We start from the raw sequence: 18039 nt of genomic DNA on the forward strand, positions 1-18039 counted from the left end.
GTTGCCTGTATTGCTACGCAACGCTGGCGCGACTGAGGTTGAGGTGTGAGGAATGTGTGGCATTGTCGGCTACGTGGGTTTTCAGTGGGCTGCCCCCATCCTGTTGGAGGGCCTGCGCACCTTGGAGTATCGGGGCTATGATTCTGCCGGCATTGCCACAGTGGATCCCGAAGAAGGATTGAGAGTTGTCCGCGCCACCGGCAAGCTGCACAACCTGCTGGTGAAGCTCACCGCCAACATGCCCACCGCCAAGGTAGGGATCGGACATACCCGCTGGGCCACCCACGGCGGCGTGACCGAAGAAAATGCTCACCCCCAGTGCGACGAGCGCGGGCGCATTGTGGTGATCCAAAACGGCATTGTGGAAAACTACCTGGAGCTGAAGGAGCGCCTCTTGGAGCGGGGGATCCCATTTCGCTCCCAAACCGATACGGAAGTGATCGCCCAACTGCTCGGCCTCTATACAGAAGAGCTGGGCTCCTTTGAGGCGGCCTTTGGCCAGGTCATGGGGCAACTGCGGGGAGGAAACGCCGTAGTGGCTCTGGATCGGGAGGCGCCGGATCGGCTGATCGCAGCCCGTTTGGGCAATGCCGGAGCCGTGGTGGTGGGAGAGGGAGAAGGAGAAAACTTCGTCGCCTCCGATCTGCCTGCCATTGTCCGCCATACCCGCAAGGTGGTGTTCTTGGAGGATGGGGAAATGGCGGTTCTCACGGAGTCTCAAGTGCGCTACTTGCGCATTACCGGCGAGGAGCTGCGCAAATCCAGCATCACCGTGGCCTGGGATCCCGTCTCAGCCGCCAAGGGAGGCTACAAGCACTTCATGCAAAAGGAGATCTTTGAGCAGCCCCGCACCACCACCGATACGCTACGGGGGCGGGTGGATCTGGAACAGGGCCGGGTGACACTGGAGGGGCTAACGCTTTCTGAAGCACAACTGGCCCACATTGAGCACATCCACGCCGTAGCCTGTGGTACTGCCTGGCACGCCTGCTGGGTGCTCAAGTACTTCATCGAGAGCTTGGCCCGTACCCCCGTGGAGGTGGACTATGCCTCTGAGTTTCGCTACCGCCAGCCGGTGTTGCGCCCCAACCACCTGTTGCTGGCCTTAACCCAGTCGGGAGAAACCGTCGATACGCTGGCAGCCATGAGCGAGGCCCGCACCCAAGGGATCCCGACTCTGGCGATTGTCAACGCCATCGGATCCCAGGCCAGCCGTCTGGCGGATGCCGGGGTTCTCTACATCCATGCCGGTCCGGAGATTGCCGTGGCTTCCACCAAAGTGTTTACTGGCATGTTGGTGGCGGGGTATTTGCTGGCCCTGCAACTGGCCCAAGCCAAAGGGATCCTCAGCCCGGCCCAGATCCAAGCCCACCTGCAAGCCTTGATTGAGCTGCCGGGCAAGATCAGCCTGATGCTGAAGGACGCCGCCCTCTACGACCAACTGGCGGAGCAGTACCATCATGTTGCCAACATGCTCTATCTGGGCCGCTGGGTTAACGCCCCGATTGCCTTGGAAGGAGCTTTGAAGATGAAAGAGGTGAGCTATATCCACGCCGAAGGCTACCCGGCAGGGGAGATGAAGCATGGCCCTATCGCCCTCATCGACGAGCGGGTGCCGGTGGTGTGCATTGCCACCCGGGATCCCGTCTACGAAAAAATGCTCTCCAACATCGAACAGGTGCGGGCGCGGGGGGGACGGGTGATCGCCCTCATCAACCCCGAAGACACCCAGGTGCGGGAGAAAGCCGACCACATCATCGAGGTGCCCAGCACGACACCCCTGTTGTCGGCGGTTCTGAACGTGATCCCCCTGCAGTTGTTCGCCTACGCCATGGCTTTGCGCCGCGGAGCCGATGTGGATCAGCCGCGCAACTTGGCTAAGTCGGTAACGGTGGAGTAACGGCTGTTGCCCTTGCCGCCCCTGGCCCCTGGTTTTTGCAAAATCGGGCAGATCACCTCTTTTTCATCAGCAGCCGCAGGGGGGATCTGCCAATCGGAGAGGAGACCTTGAATTTGGCTTTTCAGCGCTTGCAGATCGGCAATTCGCTGTTCAATCTCCTGCAGCTTGCCTTGCAGATGCTGGCGAATTTCTGGACAAGGCTGCTCCCCTCGGTCGTGGATGTCCAGGATGTGGCGGATTTCTTCTAAGCTCAGGCCCAGGCTCTGGCAGCGGCGGATAAAAGCCAGGCGAACCAAAACCGAAGGGTCGAACAGCCGATAGCTGGACTCCGCCCGTTCCACCGTTGGCTTCAGCAGGCCTATCGATTCGTAGTAGCGCACCGTGCGTACAGGCAAGCCGGCTGCTAGAGCCACCTGGCCGATCTTCAGGCTGGCAGACAAGTCCTGGACAGCAGCAGGATTCGACATGTCCCCAACTGGATCCCTGTAGATTTCTTCAGCGTGACATACTCCCACACTCATGCTGACGCAAAGCGCTCCGCGCCGCCAAAGCGAGAGAGTGCGGGCTTCAAGGACTACGTCCCGCTGACGCGAAAAGAACGGGATGCCCCACCGCCCTGTGCTTGATGTTGATGGCCGCATGGTGGTCGCGCCCTAGTTCTAGCCCACAATGGGAACAAGAATGCCATCTGTCTTGAATCGCTTTCGGTACTCTTTGACCGCACCGAGAGCAGTTTTGACTGCTGCCGTTGGGATTCACTGCAATCGCCCTCAGCCCAGCTCTTTCAGCCTTGACTGCCAGCATTTGCAGAAATTGTCCCCACCCAGCATCATAGGTAGATTTTGCTAGCTTCGTCCTCGCAATACCTTTGATATTCAGGGCTTCGTACCCAATATGCTTGCCTTTGCTTACCAGCCAGTTCGCTGTTTTGTCATGAAAATCTTTGCGCTGAGATAGTGGTTAGTGGATAGTCACTATTCACTATCCACTGGTCACTATCCACTAGTCACTAGCCATAGGCGGTTTGACCCTTTCTTCTTGCGAGACACTGCCCGCTGCAGTCTCTTTAACCGCTTTTGGGCTCTGCGGTAATACTGGGGAACTGGAACAGACTCCCCCGCATCGGTCACCAAAAAGGAGTCCAGCCCCACGTCGATCCCTGTAGTGTTTTCCAGCGTTGCAGACTCAGGAGTAAACTCAGGGACGGACGAATCTTGCAGGCTCAAGGTCACATACCACCCGTCTGCCTTGCGGGTGATGGTAGCAGTCTTGATGACAAAACCGTCAGGCAAAGGACGGTGCTGAATTATCCGAACAGCACCGATTTTGGGCAGATGGATAAACTGCCCGCAAATGCAGTCCTGTTGCATCAGGGGGAAACTGAAGGAGCGATACCGCCCAACTCCCTTGAATCTGGGTTTCCCTGCCCGCTTGCCGTTACCGTCCCCCTTCAGCCAGCGGTCGAATGCTTTGTGCACTCGCTCTATGCAGTTCTGGAGGACTTGCGAATGGACTGCTCTGTACTCCGGAAACAGGGCTTTCGTGCTCACCAAGTCCCGTTTCTGGGAGTAGAAATCGGGCTTGTCTTTCAGCTCAGGCAAGTGACAGATTAAGGGACAAGCATTGATGTCACAGCGATTGTGTTCCCACCACGCAAAGCGCTCTGCCAAGCGGTAGTTGTACTGCTTGCGTAACAAGTCTAGCCACTCGCTCATCAAAGCAATCTGGCTGGGCGTAGGTCGCAAACGGTACTGGTAAGCAGTTCTCATTGAGGCAAGGGTAATCTACTGGAATGAATCCTACCCTATTGCCCCTATTGCTTCATGCGGTGGGGTTACCGTCTCGGTTTTAGGCCAGTCCATTGAAAACCAAAGTGTCCCCGCCTCTCATCCCGACCTTCACCCTGGATAGTGGTGAGTGGATAGTGACCAGCCACTAGTCACTAACAGAGGGCAGGGCTTCCCGGCGGTCTAGCTAACGCTACGCATCGCCAACAGGAGCGATGAGCAGGGGAAACGCTACAAAAAACAAACCGTGAAAAATCCCCCGGCCTCAAGGGTGAGGAGAACGTCAAACTGCCCAAAATTCCCCTGCAATTTGCAATGGCCACAAAAGGGGATCCCTAGAGCTTGCGGGAATAGAACTCAACCACCAAAAGCTCGTTGACCGGGGCGCAAATTTGCTCGCGGGGGGGCAATTCCTTGATGCGTCCGCGCAGCTTTTCTTTGTCAAACTCCAGGTAGTCCGGCAAAAACAACCCCGGATACTCCGCGTAGGCGGCCACCAGCTTGCGGGAAGATTCCTTGTTTTTTACTGTAATCACATCCCCCACTTTGCAGCCATAGCTGGGAATGGTTACCTTTTGGCCGTTAACCTCTATGTGGCCGTGGCTCACGAGCTGCCGAGCTGCCGGAATGGTTGGAGCCATGCCCAGACGAAACACGATGCAATCCAACCGCATTTCCAGCATTTGCAGCAAGGCCAAACCGGTGGATCCCTTGGAGCGCCGTGCCTTGCGCATGTAGCGGATCATCTGCCGCTCGCTCAGCCCGTAGTTGAAGCGCACCTTCTGCTTTTCTTCTAAGCGAATGGCATATTCGGATTTTTTCTTGCGCTCGGCGCCATGCATACCGGGCGGGTTGGTATTTTTGGGGCGCTTGCGCGTCAAGCCGGGCAGATCAAGTCCCCCGAAGCGACGAATAATTTTTAGGCGGGGGCCTGTGTAGCGGGACATGCGGGCATTTCTCCGAAATCAGCAAACAAAGTCAGCAAGAGATGGTCAGCTGGGGAGCAAGAGGACGAGGCACCAAAAGAATCGGCGATCTACTATATTAAGCGTTTAGTTCCTGCTTTGGACAAGGGGTCAAGGCTGTCTTTTGGGATCCCGTCTCCACCGTTGTATTCACCCTGTCAGTCGTAGTGAACCCCCAGCTGGGTGCGGATGAAAGCGCGATCTTCGCTGAGCAGGCCGTTGAGGGTGCGCCGTTCCCCCAAGATGGGATCCGGATCCAGGCCGATGGCTTCCAAGTCGGCCAGCACCATCAGCTCCACCAACTGCGGGAAGCTCACCTTGGGCTCCCATCCTAGGACTCGCTTGGCTTTTGAAGCATCCCCCAACAGCAGATCCACCTCGGTTGGGCGGTAGTAGCGGGGATCGATCTCGATCAACACTTGGTCTTTGTACAACCCCTGTTCGGCTTGGCCGGAGCCTTTCCAGGTAATCGGCAGGCCCACCAGCGCGAAGGCCCGTTCCACAAACTCGCGCACAGTGTGGGTTTCCCCGGTAGCCAGCACATAGTCATCCGGCTGGGGTTGTTGGAGCATCATCCACATCCCCTCGACGTAGTCTTTGGCGTAGCCCCAGTCCCGCTTGGCATCCAGGTTGCCCAGGTAGAGCTTGTCCTGTTTACCGGCCACAATGCGGCTGACGGCGCGGGTGATCTTGCGGGTTACAAAGGTTTCCCCTCGCCGTGGGCTTTCGTGGTTGAACAAGATACCGTTGCAGGCGAAGAGGTTGTAGGCTTCGCGGTAGTTGACCGTCTGCCAGTAGCCGTACACCTTGGCACAGGCATAGGGGCTGCGCGGGTAGAAGGGGGTGGTTTCCTTTTGCGGGATCTCTTGCACCAGGCCGAACATCTCCGAGGAGCCTGCCTGGTAAAACTTCACCCGGATCCCGGTGCGCTGCTGATAGTCGCGGATGGCCTCTAGGAGACGCAGGGTACCCATGGCCACTGCATCGACGGTGTATTCCGGCGCATCAAAGCTCACCCGCACGTGGGATTGGGCCCCCAGGTTGTACACTTCCGTCGGCTGCACCTGTTCCAGGATCCTGCGCAGGGTGGTGCCATCCGTGAGATCCCCGTAGTGGAGAAACAGCCTGGCCTGGGGGTTGTGGGCATCCACGTAGATGTGGTCGATGCGGTCGGTGTTGAAGGTGCTGGCGCGGCGGATGATGCCGTGAACTTCGTAGTTTTTCTTCAACAACAGCTCGGCCAGATAGGAGCCATCCTGTCCGGTGATGCCGGTAATTAGGGCACGTTGGGTCATAGAGCTGGGGGCAAAGATCGGGAAAAATGAAGAACCAAGTGGCTCAAGGCTCAAGTCCAATGGCAAAACTCAAACCTCAAAGCGGAGACCTTGAAGCTAGAACATTATAGTGCAGCGGGACTCCTTCTCCTCAGGCAGGGCCCGCCGAGGCACATTCCTGGCCAAGGGTGTGGTCTTTCAACCGTTGCAAAGCGGCAGTCAGGGCTGTGGGCCAGGGATCCGGCTGGCGCAGTTGTCGCACTCCCTGGGGCAGGCACAGCACAGAGGCGCGGCTGGTGCGGGCAATGGCTTCCAGATCCGGCAAGGGATCCAGCAGCAGCCCTTTTTCCATAACTTTGCGCAAGAGCGGTTCGTAGCCAGGAGGCGGGGGCTCGTCAGCATGGCCCAACAAGTCTCCTTCAGGGCCGCGAAAGATCTGCTTGCGACCGGGAAGGGTGGCTTTGGCAAAGGAAGCTTTGGCCACCGGGATCCCGTTGATTTCCACCAATTTGTACACCCCGTTCACGCCTTCTCCGGTCACCAGGCGGGTGCCCACCCCATAACCGCTGATGGGGGCTTGGGAGCGATGCAGGCGCTCGATCTCGTATTCGTCCAAATCCCCACTGACGAACACCGGGGCGCCTTGAGGCAAAATTTGTTTCACCCGGCGAGAGAGATCTTCCAAATCTCCCGAGTCGATGCGCACCCCGCCGATTTCCCCCTGGGATCCCAGTTGATCTGGGCTTCTGGCCGCAAAGAGCTGGGCTGCTGTGCGCGCCCCTTGGATGGGATCGTAGGTATCGATTAGAAGCGCAGCCTGGGGAAAGTAGCGCCGAAAGGATTGAAAGGCGCGAGTTTCGTCTCCCGAGAGAGCAGCAATGGCCATCACTAGGGAATGGGCCATGGTTCCTGCCGGCTTGCGCCCCAATTTCAGGGCTGCCAAGACGTTGGAGGTGGCATTGAACCCTGCCGCCAGAGCCGCCCGGGCTGCCCACAGCCCCGCCTGGGGACCAAAAGCTCGCCGGGTGCCGAACTCCAACAAAATGGCCTCATCCCCTGCTGCATCTCGCATACGGGCCGCCTTGGTGGCGATCAGGGTCTGGTAGTTAAAGGTGGACAGCAAGTAAGTTTCCACCAGTTGGGCTTGCCAGAGGGGGGCTTCCACCCGCAACAGGGGCTGGTTGGCGAAAATGGCGGTTCCTTCCGGCACCGCCCACACATCCCCCTCAAACCGGCAGCGGGCCAGCAGCTCCCAAAAGCGCTCCGGCGCATCGGCGAAAATGCCCGTTTCCCGCAGCGCTCGCAAAGCCTCGGGGGCGAAGCTCAGTTGCTGCAGATAGTCCACTGCCTGGGTGAGCCCCATGGCGATTAGGTAGCCATAGTCGGTGGGCAGCCGCCGCACGAACAGCTCAAAGGCAGCGGGCTGAGCCTCTAGCCCTTCCCCCACGTAGCAAGCGGCCATGGTGAACTGGTACAGGTCGGTTAGCAAGCCATAGTCTTGGGGCTGCAACGACGAGAAATCAGGGCTCAACATGAAAAACCTCGGGGCAGAAGCCAGTGGGGAACGGCGGGATCGAGCAGAGGGCTGTTGCGAAGGTTATAGTGAAACTTACCATAAGTAAGGCTGCTTGTAGGGATCCACCAGAAGCATCACAACCCCAAAAAACCCTAAAAATCGGCCTCGACAAGACACCAAACCCAAACTCAGCCAGAAATACAGGCGGCCATCTGGACAAAACCTCTTCCCCAACTTATAGTGAAACCAACCATAAGTACCAGCCCGACTTCCTTTAACCTTAGATCAAGCTTGTGCAAGCCTGGTCAATCCAGCCCCCACCGGGAGAACGCCATGAATGCCACTCCACAGGAGCTAACGGTTGCGGCTCCAGCGGGCCTTCCCCCCCACTTTGATCCGGAGCGGGTGGGAGAGATTTGGCGCGTGCCCTACCAACAGCGGGCAGCAGAAGCCGAGCTCTGGGCCAAGGAGCAAGGGATCCCGCCGGCAGAGGCGGATCGGGTGCGGGTGGGCTTGCTGCTCATTGATGTGCAGAACACCTTTTGCATTCCCGGCTTTGAGTTGTTTGTGGCCGGTTCCGGCGGATTGGGAGCGGTGGAAGACAATCGACGGCTTTGTCAGTTCATCTACCGCAATTTGGCCTGCATCACCCAGATTGTTGCCACTCTCGACACCCACACGGCCATGCAGATCTTCCACCCCGTCTTTTGGGTGGACGCGCAGGGAGCCCATCCTGAGCCGGCCACGGCCATTTCGGCAGCCGATATCCGCTGCGGACGCTGGCGGGTTAACCCCGCCATGGCTGCCAACCTCACCCAGGGGGATCTGACGCGGTTGCAGGTCTACGCTCTGCACTACGCCGAGCAGTTGGAGCAGGGGGGAAAATATCCCCTCATCGTCTGGCCCTACCACTCCATGCTGGGGGGGATTGGCCATGCCCTGGTGCCAGCGGTGGAGGAGGCGATTTTCTTTCACGGCATGGCCCGCTGCAGCCAGCCCAGCCTGCAGCTCAAGGGAGCCAATCCCTTGACGGAAAATTATTCCGTGCTTAGCCCGGAGGTTTTGACCGGGCCGGAAGGGGATCCCATCGACGAGAAAAATGAGCCTCTTATCCGCCACCTGCTGCAGTTTGATGCGCTGATCGTGGCTGGCCAAGCCAAAAGCCATTGCGTGGCCTGGACGGTGAGTGACCTGCTGCAGGAAATCCAAGCCACGGATCCCAGCTTGGCCAAGAAAGTTTATCTTCTGGAGGACTGCACCTCGGCGGTGGTGATCCCCGGCGTTGTGGATTTCAGCGAACAGGCGGAGGCCGCTTTCGCCCGCTTTGCGGAAGCAGGAATGCACCGAGTGCGCTCCACGGATCCCATCTGGGAGTGGCCTGAGTTTCCCCGGGATCCCAGCTGACCTCCAACATCCGGTATGATGCAGCAGGATCCTCTGCTGGAGCAGCCCTGTGTACGGTCGCGGTAGCGGTGCGGAGCACTCTCGCGGTAGCGGTGCGGAGCACTTTTGGGATCCCCGCCCTGAGGCCAGTTCCACCGTCTCCAGCAGTCTGCGCCCCCCCAGCGGTGCCCGGGATCTCCTGCCGCGGGAAGTACAACGGCGGGAGAAGCTGGAGGCTCAGCTGACCCGGGTTTTCCGGCGCCATGGCTACCAGCGCATCATCACTCCCACCCTAGAGCGGCTGGAAACGCTGCTGGCGGGGGGATCCATCCGCGCTGAGTCGGTGCTGCAACTGCGGGATGGCGAAGGGACGATGCTGGGGCTGCGCCCCGAGTTCACTGCTTCCATTGTGCGGGCGGCAGCCACCCGTCTAGCCGGTGGGCCTTTGCCGTTGCGGCTCTACTACCACGGCAGCGTTTTTCGCAACAGCCGGCGGGAGGAGGGATCCTACAGTAGCCAGGAGTTTTTTCAGTCCGGAGTGGAGCTGATCGGGGCAGGGGGATGGCTGGCAGATGCCGAGATTCTGCTGCTGCTGGCCGATTGCATTCGCTCGATCGGCATCTCTTCTTGTGTAAACGGGACGGAGGCCGCCTGGACGCTGCTGCTGGGAGATGTCAGCCTCACCGAGAGTTTGCTCAGCGCCGTTGCCCCCACGGCTCAAGCGGCAGTGCGCCGTGCCATTGCCCAGCTCGACTACGTTTACCTGGAATCGGCCCCTCTGCCGGAAGCCGCCCGCCAGATTGGCTTGCAGATTCTGGGGCTGCGGGGCCAGCCCGGCTCAGTTCTTTCTGACCTGGCTCAGTTGCCTGTGCCGCCTGAGCGGCTGCGGGATCTGCGGCAGCTCTGCCAGGTGCTGGAGGAACATGGGGTGCGGGTGGTGCTGGATCTGAGCTTGTTGCAAACCCTGGCCTACTACACCGGTATCGTTTTTCAGGCGGTGGCGAGCGGGGAGGTCATTGCTCTGGGGGGGCGCTACGACCGGCTGTACGCCCTCTACAGCCCTCAGCAGGCCAGTCGCGCTGGCGGCGGCACGGAATCCTCGCAGCCGGGGATTGGCTTTACCCTTCTGCCGGATACGCTGCTGCGGCTCTTGCCCCCCGATCCCCAAACCGAGGAGATGGGCTGCAAACGGTTGGTGGTGCCCCTGGTGCCGGCAGGGATCCCGGCGGCGCTGGCCTTGGCCGCCCGCTGGCGAGAAGAGTGCACCGCACCGCTGACGCGAACGGAGGCGGTGGAGCTGGAATTGCTGGATCGGGCCCCTGAAGAGATCGAAGCCTATGCCCGCCAATGTCGGATCCCGGAGATCGCCTGGGTACAAGCCGACGGCAGCTACCACATCACCCACCCGGGCTAATGCTGGCAAGGTTGACCTCCCAACAGAGACGGGGCTGCACCAGTTGCAACAGGTGTTGGCGAATGCGTTCCAACTGCCGGATGGCGCTCTGCACCCCTGGCGCAAACGGCTGACGGGATCCCTGCGCCCAAAAATGCTGCTGCAAATAATCGATCAGCCACAGTTGTGCCGGCAGCTCCAAACTGGCCACCGCTCTGCCCAATTCCAATGCCTGCTGGAGAGAAGAGTGCCAGGGCCAACGTTTGAGTTCCTCAAGGAGCGACGGCGGGATCTGCTGCAGGTGCTGGTGGGCCAGCAAGGCCAAGCCGGGGCTGCCCTGGGCCAAGGCAATCAGCTCGGATCGAGAGATCCCTGCCAGATCTGGGCAACCCAACCCACTCAGCACCCGGTCGACCTCTTCTGGGCTGAGGCGGCGAAAAGGCACCATCTGGCAGCGGGACAACAGCGTCGGCAACAGCGAGGCCGCCTGGGGGGCGATGAGTATAATATGGGCTGGGCCTGGCTCCTCCAGGGTTTTCAACAAAGCATTGGCAGCGCTTTCCGCCAAGGTTTCGGCTCCCTCCAGCACCACCACCGCTCCCGTTCGCGTAAGCGGGACGGAGTCCTTTAGCGGGGCGGAGCCCTTTCGCTGGGCTCGAATCGGCTTGCGGGCACAGAAGCGGGATACCCCCTGCACCTGCTCCAGGCGAATTTGGGGCGGCGAGCGCCGTTGCAAGGTTTGCGCCTCCGGGGAGTCTGCCGCAATTAGGCGGCCTTGGTGCAGGTAGGTGGGGCTGACCCAGTGGAGATTGGGATGGTTGCCCGCCAGCAGCCAACGGCAGTGGGAGCACTTGCCGCAAGGGATCCCGGAGCTGGATTCGCACAAGAGGGCCTGGGCAAACCAACGGGCCATCAGCTTCCGCCCCACCCCTTGGGGGCCCAAGAAGCAGTAGCTGGAAGTCACCCGCCCCTTCTCCAGGGCCGCCACAAGCAGTCGTGCCGCCATCTCCTGCCCGACAATGTGCTGTGGAGGCAAGACCTTCATCCGCTTGACGGTCTCGGCGCTCGGACGGAGTTCTGGCATATCTCAGCATCCGCTGGCAGAAGCTGGCAGGAAATGTTTGCGAAAATACTGCAGCGTCTCCGGTCGCAATAACCCCCGCTCCACCAAGGGATCCCCCCAGTGGGGCGAAGATTCATCCATCGGCGGCAAGGACTCCAGCACTTCAGCAGCCAACAAGTCGGCAGCCTTGAGGAACTGATACATTTACGCTGAACACTGCTGAACATCACTGTTCAACTATGCAGCGATAGCATTCTGTTTGTTTCCAAACAGAATGGCGGTATCCCGCAAAGCTTTGAGTAGAATACCCAAAGCGCAGTTTCCGTGTCGTCTTACTACCAATTTTCTGCTTTGCTTTGGCTACCATGTTGGCAGACTCGAAAGTAAACAGAAAGATCAACTGGTAGTAATCCGTACTGAACATATTATACATTATTTTCAGTATAGTTGAGCTTATTATTGACTAGAGTCATGCTCTCCCACCGTGCGGCACCCCGACAAACGGGCAGAATACCCCCCATCCGCAAAGAACTTGAAAGTGCTATGCCTCCGGCACCCTACCGGGAACCGCACCGCTACCGCGACCGTGGTTGCCTTCAGGCCGGTACACTCGCCAATGACCGCGGTCAGCTTGCCCCCCGACTGTTGCCAGCGGCTGAGGATGTCTTGGATCTGGGGCCGATCCAGCAAGCCCGCTGCCTGCAAGTTTTGGAACAGATGCCTGGCCCAGGGGGTGAGTTCCGCCAGCAAAGGATCCGTCGGCGTGTCCTCAGGATTGGCGGGAAGCTCCCCGGCATCGGTCGCAGGTTCCTCCAGTCTCCTCGTAAGGACTGTGTTTCGCTCACGCGAACGTGCTGGCTCATCTTTGGCGGTTGAGCCAGAGAAGTTGGCTGCTCTCAACTGAGCCTGCGCTGCCTCGGCGATCAGCTTTTGCTGTTCGTAACTCACCTGCAGCAGACGGTTGCGATTCTGCTCAATCTTGAGGTTCTCCTGTAAAGTCTCCAAGCTCTGTCGGTAGGCCGCTAGCAGCTCTCGCGCATCTCGCAGTTCCACCGTCAAGTTGGCCTGCTGCTGTTGAAGGGCGCTGAGGCGGGATCCCGTGGTTTTCAGTTGTTGTTGAGCTTGCTCCAAGGCTTCTTGGCGGGCTTGCAGGGATCCCTCCAGTTGGACAATGCGCTGGTCGGCCTCGGCCCGTTCTGCCCTGAGCTGGTGGATCAGGGCTTGGCTCTGCTGCAGTTGCTCCTCCAGTTGAGCAAGGTGCGCTTCGTAGTCACGGTTGGCTGCCATCAGCCGCGCCATTTCCGCTTGCAGTTGTTGTAGCTGCGCCTGTAAGCTTTCCACCTGCTCTGGGGGAACATAGCCGGAAAGCCGCGCCATTTGGGCCTCGTGCTCTTGCTGTAGCTGGGCGTAGCGCTCTTGCCACATCTGCAAAGCGGCCCTCAGCTCCGCAATCTGTTGCTCTAAAGCGGCAACCTGCTCTGGCCAGAAGGAGTCCAGATGCCGGGATGGGGCAGCTTCTGGCTCTGCAGCTTGCTGGGCAAGTTGGGCCTGCAGCTGATCCCGCCCCGACCGGAGCTGCTGGAGCTGCTGGAGCGCCGCTTCCAATTGAGCGCGTAGGTCAGCCACAACGCTGCTGGGCACCGAGTCCAACTGGCGTTTCTGCAGAATCTGGATTTGCTCTTGCAACTGCTCCAATTCCGACTGATAGCAATCTTGCTGGGTTTGCAACTGCCGCTGCGCCCTTTGCTCAGCAGCGCGGGCAAGAGCCAGCTCCGTTTCCAGCCTTTGCAGTTGTTCCCGCCAAACCCGCAAATCCTGCTGCAACGTTGCCTGGTGCTGGAGCTCTGCTTGTTGGAGACGGATGGTGGCTTCCAGTTTTTGAATGCGCTGCTGATACTGGTTTTGAAAATCGGCAATCTGCTGGTTCATGCTGGCCAGGATCCGATCCCATTCCTGTTCCTGGAGCTCGATTTGTAGCCGCAAGGCTTCCACTTGCTTGCGGTAGTCAGCCAAGGTGGCCGGTTGAGGCTCATCGGCAAAGGGATCCGAGGCTGCCGCGGCTAATGTTCCAGGGATGGAATCTCCCCCAGCCGCAGATTCAAGACTCGGCGGCTGAACCGTACTCTCTCTCCTGGCCTCTTCGGGTGCAGGCCAATCCTGAGCTGGGTCTTCTCGGCCAGGAATTGTCGATCTTCGGGGGATAGGCTGAACCTCGGGTACGGGATCCTTAGCCAAAAAAGGCTGCAGTGCTTCCCACGCATTGGGGGAAGCCATCCGTTGCAGTTGCACCTGAACATCCAAGGCGCGATCCAAAATGGCGGGCTGTACCCAGCCTTTCCAGGTGAGAATCTCCCCCAATTTCCGCCCGTAGCGACGCTGTTGGGCCAGAGCAACCCGCAACTGCTCAAAATCCAAGTGGCCCAGTGCCACCAAAATCTCTCCCAGAGAAAGGGACTGGCTGGGCAGGAAGCGGTAGAGAGCGGCTGGGGTGAGCCAGCCGTGCTCGAGACACACTTCTCCCAACTTGAGGTGGTTTTGCTGTTGCTCTCGCAGAGCCTGAGCCAACTGGGATTGGGAGATCAGACCCGCCCGCAGCAAACGCTGTCCCAGCGGTAAGCTCGACTCAGCCCCGTCGGCAGCAGCACCCCGCCCCTCCAGAAAGGGGAATGGGGTAGAGCCACTCTGGGAGGAAGAGGAGCGCGGAGGCATCAATAAAGTTCCCAGTTTAGGACTGTGTTGTTGCTGTACTTTAGCTTATCGCCCCTCAGGATAAAGCACAAAGAGATGCCAACGCCACATTGACCAGAAAACTGGGTTACAAGCCCCGCCCTTTATGACGGCTTCTTGATACAGTAACTGCGAACTCCGCCAGCTTGTTCGCCTGCGGCGGCACTGAGTGCTTCGTGGTGCAGTACCTCTTACTAGAGGGACATTAGAGGGACAAAGTATCTGGGAGTCTCTTCCCAGTAATTAGGGCGGCGGCATCCCTCTTCGTGCATAGGGATGGAGCAGTACAGCCTGTTAAGGAATCAAGGGGCACAGTAGCAACACCTAGCAAACCAACTTCGGAAGCAGAATGGATTGATGAGTAGTCAAGAGGTCTCTGCTATCTGCTCCATCCCATACTTCCCGGCTCTGGAAAACTGCCGGATAAAAGGCTTCAATACCGACCACATCCTCTCAATCGGATTCAACTCTGGTGCATACACAGGCAGGTCTATGATCCGCGCACCTGTTCCTTGAATCAAACCCTCCACTTCCGAACTCTAATCACCACCTTCCGCGCATCCAGTTCCGGACATGAGTCACTTTGCAAAAACTCCAGAAAATTGCTCTTCCGCATTCCACCCTTGATAACACAACAGCCTACTGCCTCTCTCCAGGAAATAGCTTCAATAATCTTATGTTTTTTCCCTTTGCATCTCTGACGGTAACTGTAAGCTCTTTGACTGCGTAAACTCCGAGATACCCCTCCGTTCCATTGCCTCTCACACCCTTGTCTGGTCTAGAATAGCTATATCTTCCACTGGTATATTCTTGACTTCTTAACTATAGGCTAATTGTTGCCTTTGCACCTCCTCTTCTCTGATTTTTACACTGCGGTAATTCTTTTTAGCGTCATTCCTCGCTTTTTTAAAAAGTTGTCTATCGTAACAGCACTCACATCAGTATCCAGTTGCTCTCGTAGCAGTTCTTGATACTACCACGGATAATAGTTCAGGCGCCTTTCAATGACCGTCATAACTTCTTGCCGGTGTTGTTCCAGAATACCTACTCGCTTTGTGCCGACTTTCTTGGGGGATAAATCCTGAGTTTGTTGATACTGATGCACCCAGTGGTGCAGTGTTCTTTGGGTTACCATGAACTGTTCCGCTACCTGGCGAGTGGAGGTCTTGCCTGCCTGATAAGCTGCCACAACTCTTTGGGATAAATCTAACAAATAGGTTGGTATATATCTCTCTTTTCTCTTGGATACTTGTATCCTAATTCATAGGCTGTAATCGGTGAAGTGCCAAAAATGATTCTGATTCTTGTTTCAGCATCGTTGCTGAGCAACCGCTAGGGTGTAGAGACGCGGATCTTCGACAAGAGGATCCCTAGGAAAAAACGAGAAAGAAGGAGAGAAAATCATGTCTGCCAGCACCCTTGTCCGTTGCGCCTGTGAACACTGCAACTGCAGCTTCGAGAGCAGCCAAGGCTATCGCTACGAAGGTCAACTCTACTGCAGCGAAGCCTGTGCCACCCACAATCACGAGCACCCTTCCGCCTGCTGTGTGGCTTCCCACTGCTGTCAATAAGCAGGTCACCAGGCCTTCTTGGGGATCCCAAGCTGCTTTTCTCCCCAGGCAGTTTTTGATAGGCTCCTAGGAACCTTTATCCCTGTCGAGCTTGCATGGAATACCGCTGGGAGCTGCTGCCCACTCCCCCCCAGTTCAATCCGCAACTGAGCCGGGAATATGGCAAGTATGCGGCCAAGGTGATGGCTCTGCGGGGTCTGCACACCTGGGAGCAGGCGCAGGCCTTCGTGGATCCCGAACACTATTCCCCCACACCACCAGCATCCCTGCCGGATCTGGAGCGGGCGGTGGCGCGGCTGCTGCAGGCACGGGAAAGGGAAGAGACCCTGTGCATTTGGGGGGACTTTGACTGCGATGGTGTCACCAGTACCAGTCTCCTGCTCTCGGCGTTACAACCCTTGGGCTTCCGAGTCCAGTTCTCCATACCGCTGCGCAGCACCGAGGGGCACGGGCTCAATCCTCAACGGCTACAGCAGGTGCTGGCCCAGGGCTGCCAAGTGATCCTGACGGTGGATTGCGGGGTGGGCAATGCTGCCGAAATTGCCATGGCCCAAGTCCAGGGGGTGGACGTGATCGTGACGGATCACCACATGCTGCCGGATCCCTTGCCCGCTGCCTATGCGGTGGTCAACCCCTTGCGATTGCCGGCTGAACATCCGCTGCGCTTCTTGCCGGGGGTGGGAGTGGTCTACGAGTTGGCGGAGGCGCTCTACCAAGCCCTAGGGATCCCTGGTGTCGAGCAGCACCTGGATCTGGTGGCGGTGGGAATTGTGGCCGATGTGGCGGTGTTGCAGCGGGAGTGCCGCTACTTGGTGCAGCGGGGCCTGCCGGTGCTGGCCAGTACGCAGCGCCCGGGGTTGCGAGCTCTGCTGGCCCAGGTTAGCAACGGCCAGCTCCAGAGGTCGCCGACAGCCCAGGATATTGCTTTTCGCATCGCCCCCAAGTTGAACGTCATTGGCCGCTTGGAAGACGCCAGCTTAGCAGTGGAGCTGCTGACCACCTCCGATCCAGAGCGGGCCCAGGCGCTGGTGCAACGGTTTGTTGCCCTTGACGAAGAGCGCCGGCAGCTCACCCAGCAAGTGATCCAAGAGGCCAGCCAACAGGTAGAGAGCTTGGATCTGACCCGGGAAGGAGCCATTGTTCTGGCGGAAGCCGGCTGGAACCCAGGGGTTCTGGAGATCGCGGCGGCGCGCTTGGTGGAGCAGTACCGCTGCCCGACGGTGTTGATTGCCAAAGACGAAGCCACAGGGCTGGGCCATGGGTCGGGTCGTTCCCTGCCAGGGGTGAACCTGGTGGAGGCCATCGAGGCTGTGCGCCCCCTCTTGCGGCGGGGAGGCGGACACCCCATGGCCGCCAGGATCCAAGTGGATCTGGCTTGCCTGGCCGCTGTGCAACTGGCGTTGCAGCGGGAGCTGGCCGCGCGGGTTAGCCCGGATCAGCGGGCTCGCGCCTTGGCGGTGGAGATTATCCTCGACTGGGAGCTACTGGTCTCTCAGGATCGGGATGGGGTGGCAGAGCTGGATGAGGTGTATCGGCAATTGCAGCTTCTGCAGCCCTTTGGGCACGGCAACCCCAACCCCGTCGTTGCCTTGATGAACTTCCGTCCCAATAGCTCCAACCTGGGAGTCTCCCGCAATGGCCGCCACCTCAAGTTTGAACTCCAAGGCTCGCTGGGATCCCGTACCCTGTGGTTTTGGCAAGCCGGAGAAGAGCTGGAGCGCTGGCAAAAATGCCAGGCTTTGGACATCGCCCTCCAGTTGGAAGCGGATGACCGGGGCAGACAGCCTTGGCAGGGCAAAGTGCTGGCGGTGCGCCCTGCGGGAGAGTGGCAGGCACCCACCATTTCCGCCCCTCGCCTACAGATCCAAGATTTTCGGCAGAAACCCCTGCCGGATTCGCTGAAAGGGGCCATCTGTTACGACGGGCAGGAGGCCGAGAACCTTGTTCCACCACCAAAAGGGGCAAAGCTGGTGCTGGCCCGCTGGCCCTGGCTACCGGCGGACTTGGCACAACTGCTGCAACAGGTACAGCCCCGAACCCTGATCCTGGCCGCTTCTGCCTCCCCCTGGGAGCAGATCCCCGCCCGAGTCAACTGGCTGATGCAACAGTGGCAGGCAGGCCAACGGGATCCCGAGGATCTGGCTGCAGTAACTGGCTTTCCCCGGCAATGGCTGGCGGAACTGGACGGCCCGGAGCAGATCCCCACGCTGCTGATGGGCCGCCTTCAGGAATCCCAAGCCTTTCACCGCTGGCTGGATGAGGCTAGCCCCACCCAGATTGCCCAACTGTGTCAGCGGCTGCTGCGACCGGATCCCCTCTCAAGAGAGACAAGAGAGAAAAGAGAAAAGAACGGAGAGTAGTGAGAAGGGAGCATGCCTCTAACCCCCAAAACCCTGAACTTTGCTGAATTTACTGAGCTTTAGGCGGTTTGGCAAAAGTCATTGAGAGGGATATAGTAGA

Annotated in this window: 12 protein-coding genes and 2 pseudogenes; 5 read left to right on the forward strand and 9 right to left on the reverse strand. The window is 58.8% G+C overall.

The window, feature by feature from the left end:
- Positions 1–52 precede the first annotated feature (52 nt).
- Positions 53–1900 (forward strand): glutamine--fructose-6-phosphate transaminase (isomerizing), encoded by a 1848-nt coding sequence (glmS, locus tag ACVWXW_RS09450; protein WP_414382665.1) that lies wholly within the window; start codon positions 53–55, stop codon positions 1898–1900.
- Here the strand turns inward: glmS and ACVWXW_RS09455 are convergent.
- The 5 genes and pseudogenes from ACVWXW_RS09455 to ACVWXW_RS09475 form a co-directional block, all read right to left on the reverse strand.
- Positions 1861–2367 (reverse strand): heavy metal-responsive transcriptional regulator, encoded by a 507-nt coding sequence (locus ACVWXW_RS09455; protein ID WP_457403661.1) that lies wholly within the window; start codon positions 2365–2367, stop codon positions 1861–1863. The genes glmS and ACVWXW_RS09455 overlap by 40 nt on opposite strands.
- A 100-nt stretch (positions 2368–2467) precedes the next feature.
- Positions 2468–3669 (reverse strand): annotated as a pseudogene (locus ACVWXW_RS09460) (RNA-guided endonuclease InsQ/TnpB family protein).
- Between the two features lie 353 nt (positions 3670–4022).
- The gene (rpsD, locus tag ACVWXW_RS09465) at positions 4023–4634 is read right to left on the reverse strand and encodes a 30S ribosomal protein S4 (protein ID WP_011432724.1); all 612 of its coding nucleotides are present in this window, start codon (positions 4632–4634) and stop codon (positions 4023–4025) included.
- A 176-nt stretch (positions 4635–4810) separates the two neighbouring features.
- Entirely contained in the window at positions 4811–5947 is a 1137-nt protein-coding gene (gene gmd, locus ACVWXW_RS09470) for a GDP-mannose 4,6-dehydratase (RefSeq protein ID WP_414344822.1), read from the reverse strand.
- Positions 5948–6077: 130 nt separating this feature from the next.
- The gene (locus ACVWXW_RS09475; protein ID WP_457388620.1) at positions 6078–7460 is read right to left on the reverse strand and encodes a nicotinate phosphoribosyltransferase; all 1383 of its coding nucleotides are present in this window, start codon (positions 7458–7460) and stop codon (positions 6078–6080) included.
- Positions 7461–7775: 315 nt separating this feature from the next.
- Between ACVWXW_RS09475 and ACVWXW_RS09480 the strand changes: the two genes are divergently transcribed.
- Entirely contained in the window at positions 7776–8846 is a 1071-nt protein-coding gene (locus ACVWXW_RS09480; protein WP_457403662.1) for an isochorismatase, read from the forward strand.
- Positions 8847–8895: 49 nt separating this feature from the next.
- Positions 8896–10239, forward strand: coding sequence for an ATP phosphoribosyltransferase regulatory subunit (locus ACVWXW_RS09485; protein ID WP_457388616.1), 1344 nt, complete (start codon positions 8896–8898; stop codon positions 10237–10239).
- Here ACVWXW_RS09485 and ACVWXW_RS09490 read toward each other — a convergent pair.
- The 4 genes and pseudogenes from ACVWXW_RS09490 to ACVWXW_RS09505 form a co-directional block, all read right to left on the reverse strand.
- Entirely contained in the window at positions 10223–11302 is a 1080-nt protein-coding gene (locus tag ACVWXW_RS09490) for a DNA polymerase III subunit delta' (protein ID WP_457403663.1), read from the reverse strand. The genes ACVWXW_RS09485 and ACVWXW_RS09490 overlap by 17 nt on opposite strands.
- 3 nt (positions 11303–11305) lie before the next feature.
- The gene (locus ACVWXW_RS09495; RefSeq protein WP_011432732.1) at positions 11306–11485 is read right to left on the reverse strand and encodes a hypothetical protein; all 180 of its coding nucleotides are present in this window, start codon (positions 11483–11485) and stop codon (positions 11306–11308) included.
- Positions 11486–11737: 252 nt separating this feature from the next.
- Entirely contained in the window at positions 11738–13990 is a 2253-nt protein-coding gene (locus tag ACVWXW_RS09500) for a hypothetical protein (protein WP_457403664.1), read from the reverse strand.
- Positions 13991–14310: 320 nt separating this feature from the next.
- Positions 14311–15233: pseudogene (locus ACVWXW_RS09505) on the reverse strand (IS630 family transposase).
- A gap of 178 nt (positions 15234–15411) precedes the next feature.
- On the opposite strand from ACVWXW_RS09505, the gene ACVWXW_RS09510 reads away from it, so the two are divergent.
- The gene (locus ACVWXW_RS09510; RefSeq protein WP_083757636.1) at positions 15412–15579 is read left to right on the forward strand and encodes a hypothetical protein; all 168 of its coding nucleotides are present in this window, start codon (positions 15412–15414) and stop codon (positions 15577–15579) included.
- 95 nt (positions 15580–15674) lie between these two features.
- Entirely contained in the window at positions 15675–17939 is a 2265-nt protein-coding gene (recJ, locus tag ACVWXW_RS09515) for a single-stranded-DNA-specific exonuclease RecJ (RefSeq protein WP_457403665.1), read from the forward strand.
- Positions 17940–18039: the final 100 nt, after the last annotated feature.

This window comes from Thermostichus sp. MS-CIW-30, from assembly GCF_054058015.1.

What these genes read in the sequence shown, in the direction of transcription:
- ACVWXW_RS09455 (WP_457403661.1), bottom strand. Translation starts at nt 2,367, where the DNA reads ATGTCGAATCCTGCTGCTGTCCAGGACTTGTCTGCCAGCCTGAAGATC.
- ACVWXW_RS09510 (WP_083757636.1), top strand. Translation starts at nt 15,412, where the DNA reads ATGTCTGCCAGCACCCTTGTCCGTTGCGCCTGTGAACACTGCAACTGC.
- ACVWXW_RS09480 (WP_457403662.1), top strand. Translation starts at nt 7,776, where the DNA reads ATGAATGCCACTCCACAGGAGCTAACGGTTGCGGCTCCAGCGGGCCTT.
- ACVWXW_RS09490 (WP_457403663.1), bottom strand. Translation starts at nt 11,302, where the DNA reads ATGCCAGAACTCCGTCCGAGCGCCGAGACCGTCAAGCGGATGAAGGTC.
- ACVWXW_RS09495 (WP_011432732.1), bottom strand. Translation starts at nt 11,485, where the DNA reads ATGTATCAGTTCCTCAAGGCTGCCGACTTGTTGGCTGCTGAAGTGCTG.
- ACVWXW_RS09500 (WP_457403664.1), bottom strand. Translation starts at nt 13,990, where the DNA reads ATGCCTCCGCGCTCCTCTTCCTCCCAGAGTGGCTCTACCCCATTCCCC.
- rpsD (WP_011432724.1), bottom strand. Translation starts at nt 4,634, where the DNA reads ATGTCCCGCTACACAGGCCCCCGCCTAAAAATTATTCGTCGCTTCGGG.
- ACVWXW_RS09475 (WP_457388620.1), bottom strand. Translation starts at nt 7,460, where the DNA reads ATGTTGAGCCCTGATTTCTCGTCGTTGCAGCCCCAAGACTATGGCTTG.
- gmd (WP_414344822.1), bottom strand. Translation starts at nt 5,947, where the DNA reads ATGACCCAACGTGCCCTAATTACCGGCATCACCGGACAGGATGGCTCC.
- glmS (WP_414382665.1), top strand. Translation starts at nt 53, where the DNA reads ATGTGTGGCATTGTCGGCTACGTGGGTTTTCAGTGGGCTGCCCCCATC.
- recJ (WP_457403665.1), top strand. Translation starts at nt 15,675, where the DNA reads ATGGAATACCGCTGGGAGCTGCTGCCCACTCCCCCCCAGTTCAATCCG.